Source organism: Streptomyces sp. (assembly GCF_036566765.1).
Lineage (GTDB): Bacteria > Actinomycetota > Actinomycetes > Streptomycetales > Streptomycetaceae > Streptomyces.
In genome coordinates, this window is the sequence record NZ_DATCVQ010000029.1 from 1 (window position 1) to 2,544 (window position 2,544).

General features: G+C 75.0%; 3 protein-coding genes. 1 reads left to right on the forward strand and 2 read right to left on the reverse strand.

Features of this window, described 5'->3' with window-relative positions; all coding sequences use genetic code 11:
• Positions 1-827, forward strand: an 827-nt coding sequence (locus VIU94_RS01390) for an SCO1860 family LAETG-anchored protein (protein WP_331906607.1), incomplete at its 5' end; no start/stop codon positions are given.
• Between the two features lie 222 nt (positions 828-1,049).
• On the opposite strand, the gene cobC is transcribed toward VIU94_RS01390, so the two are convergent.
• Both cobC and VIU94_RS01400 read right to left on the reverse strand, forming a co-directional pair.
• Entirely contained in the window at positions 1,050-2,114 is a 1,065-nt protein-coding gene (gene cobC, locus VIU94_RS01395) for an Rv2231c family histidinol phosphate aminotransferase CobC (RefSeq protein ID WP_331906609.1), read from the reverse strand.
• Positions 2,045-2,530: a cobalamin biosynthesis protein gene (locus VIU94_RS01400; protein ID WP_331906611.1), complete on the reverse strand. Its 486-nt coding sequence runs from the start codon at positions 2,528-2,530 to the stop codon at positions 2,045-2,047. Before VIU94_RS01400 ends, cobC begins: the two co-directional genes overlap by 70 nt.
• Between the last annotated feature and the right edge of the window lie 14 nt (positions 2,531-2,544).

Below are 2,544 nucleotides of genomic sequence, written 5' to 3' on the forward strand. Positions count from 1 at the left end.
CGGCGCACGCCACGGGCGGCGAGGGGCGCGCGAGCGCCGTCGTCCTGCGGACCGGCCTCGACGTCTCCCTGCTGAACAAGACCGTGCAGGTGCCGCTCAAGGCCTCGCTCAACGAGGTCCAGGCGCCCGCCAGTGCGGACAAGACCGCGCTCACGGTGGAGCTGCAGGGCGTCGACGAGGGCAAGCCGTTCAGCGTGCTGCGGGCCGACGTGGCGACGGCGCGGGCGACGGTGGAGGGGAAGAAGGCCGAGGGGTACGCCAACCTCGCCAAGGCCCGGCTGCACGTGCCCGGCCTCCCGTTGCTGTCCCTGATCGAGGTCGAGAAGGTCACCTCGAAGGCGGTCTGCGAGGCGGGCCGGCAGCCGGTCGCCGAGTCGAACGTGCTGGGGCAGGTGACGGTGCTCGGACGGAAGACCACGCTCACGAGCGGCGGTACGACGAAGGTGACGGTGCCGGGGGTCGGTGAGGTCACCCTCGACCTCTCCAAGACGCACACCACCTCGCGGACCGCCGCGGCGACCGCGCTGCAGCTCAAGGTCGAGCTGAACCCGCTCAAGTTGAACGTGGCCGAGGTGAACGGCGTGGTGACGCTGGCCGAGGCGACGTGCGAGACCCCGAAGGCCACGCAGCCGAGCAACCCGCCGTCCGACAAGCCGAGCGAGCCGGCGGACGAGAACACCGGGATCAAGACCCAGGCCGGCGACGGCCCCGACCTCGCCGAAACCGGCGGCAGCTCGGCCACCCCGTACCTGGTCGGCGGCGCGGCCGCGCTCCTCGCCGCGGGAGCCGGAGCCCTGGCCCTGACCCGAGCCCGCTCCCGAGGCTGACGCCCAGCCGTTCCGCCGGGGCGGTGCCCCCACCGTTGTGGGTGCACGCCCCGCCGGGGCGGCTCCCACGCCCTCCCGTGTGCCCACCCGCCCCTCCTCCTAGGACTTCGTCCTGGGGGACCCCCACTGCGGGACGATTGCCCACACGGCGGGGGGTGGGTAGCGGGCGCTGCCCACGTGGGGGTGGGTAGCGGGGCGTCGCCCGCGCGGCGGGCGGGTGCGTCAGCCGGTCGCGCAGCCTGCCATCACCAGCGCCTGGTCCAGCGCCTGGAGGAAGCGGTTCGTCGTGGCGCGGTCCCGGACCGCGAGCCGGAGCCAGTTCCGGTCCAGGCCGGGGAACGTGTCGCCGCGGCGGGCGGCGAAGCCCAGGTCGCGGAGGCGGTCGCGGACGATGTGGGCGCGGTCGACGTGGATCAGTACGAACGGGCCCTCCGCCGCCGACACCACCCGTACCTCGTCGAACTCCGCGAGGCCGGCCAGCAGATGGGCCCGCTCCACCGCGATGCGGTGCGCCGCGTGCTCCGCCTCCGCGAGCGCCGCTCGCGTCATGCACGCCTCGGCCGCCACCAGCGCCGGGGTCGACACCGGCCACAGCGGCTGCGCGTGCCCGAGCGCCGCGATCGTCTCCGGGTGGGCCAGCGCGTAGCCGATCCGCAGCCCGGCCAGCCCCCACGTCTTCGTCAGGCTGCGCAGCACCACGAGCCCCGGCACGTCGGTCCGCCCGGCCAGCGCCTCCCGCTCGCCCGGCACCGCGTCCATGAACGCCTCGTCGACCACCAGGGTCCGGCCGGGCCGGGCCAGCGAGGCGATCGTCTCCGCGGGATGCAGCACCGACGTCGGGTTCGTCGGGTTGCCGATCACCACCAGGTCCGCGTCCTCGGGCACCGCCGCCGGATCGAGCCGGAAGCCGTCCGCCTCGCGCAGCAGCACCCGGCCCACCTCGTGCCCCGCGTCCCGCAGCGCCGCCTCCGGCTCGGTGAACTGCGGGTGCACCACCACCGGCCGACGCACCGGCAGCGCCCGCGCGAGCAGGACGAACGCCTCCGCCGCCCCCGCCGTGAGCAGCACCCGCTCGGCCGGCAGATCGTGTCGCTCCGCGACGGCGGCCCGCGCGGCCCGCGCGTCCGGATAGGCGGCCAGCCCCACCAGAGAGTCCGCGATGCGCTCGCGGAGCCAGTCCGGCGGCGTGTTCGTACGGACGTTGACCGCGAGGTCGATCAGCTTCTCGTCCCGGACCTCGGCGTCACCGTGGTGCCGCAGGTCGTGGACATCGGGGTGCGTATACATGGCCGCCGTGGGGTGAGTGGGGGGTGGACGGCGGTCCGTGGGTTGCGGACCGCCGGTGGAGCTGGGTGGGACAAGTCCCGTAACTCCTCGCTGGATCCGACGACATCGGCGGATCGCTCCCGGACTCCGGGTAACGGCCCGCGCACGGAAGGTGCGACGGGCGCGCCGGGTGCGCTCTCACCACCGCTGTACCCGTGTCGCTCCGACAACAACCGTGCGCCCAGGGCTCCTTCGTTCGGAACATCAGGCATGTTCGGCGCATTCGGGGCGCACTGGGCGATCGCGCACGTCGCGCGCGCGGCCCGCACTCCGTCCGTACGCGACTTCCGCTTCGGCACCAGCAACCGCCCGCCCGGCCCCGCCGCCCCGAGGGCCGCCGCCTCGGCCACCGACGGCGTGCCGGTCGCTGCCGCCACGCCCGCCGACGGGT

Excerpts from the sequence above, each read along its gene's own strand:
- cobC (WP_331906609.1), bottom strand. The coding sequence starts at position 2,114 with ATGTATACGCACCCCGATGTCCACGACCTGCGGCACCACGGTGACGCC.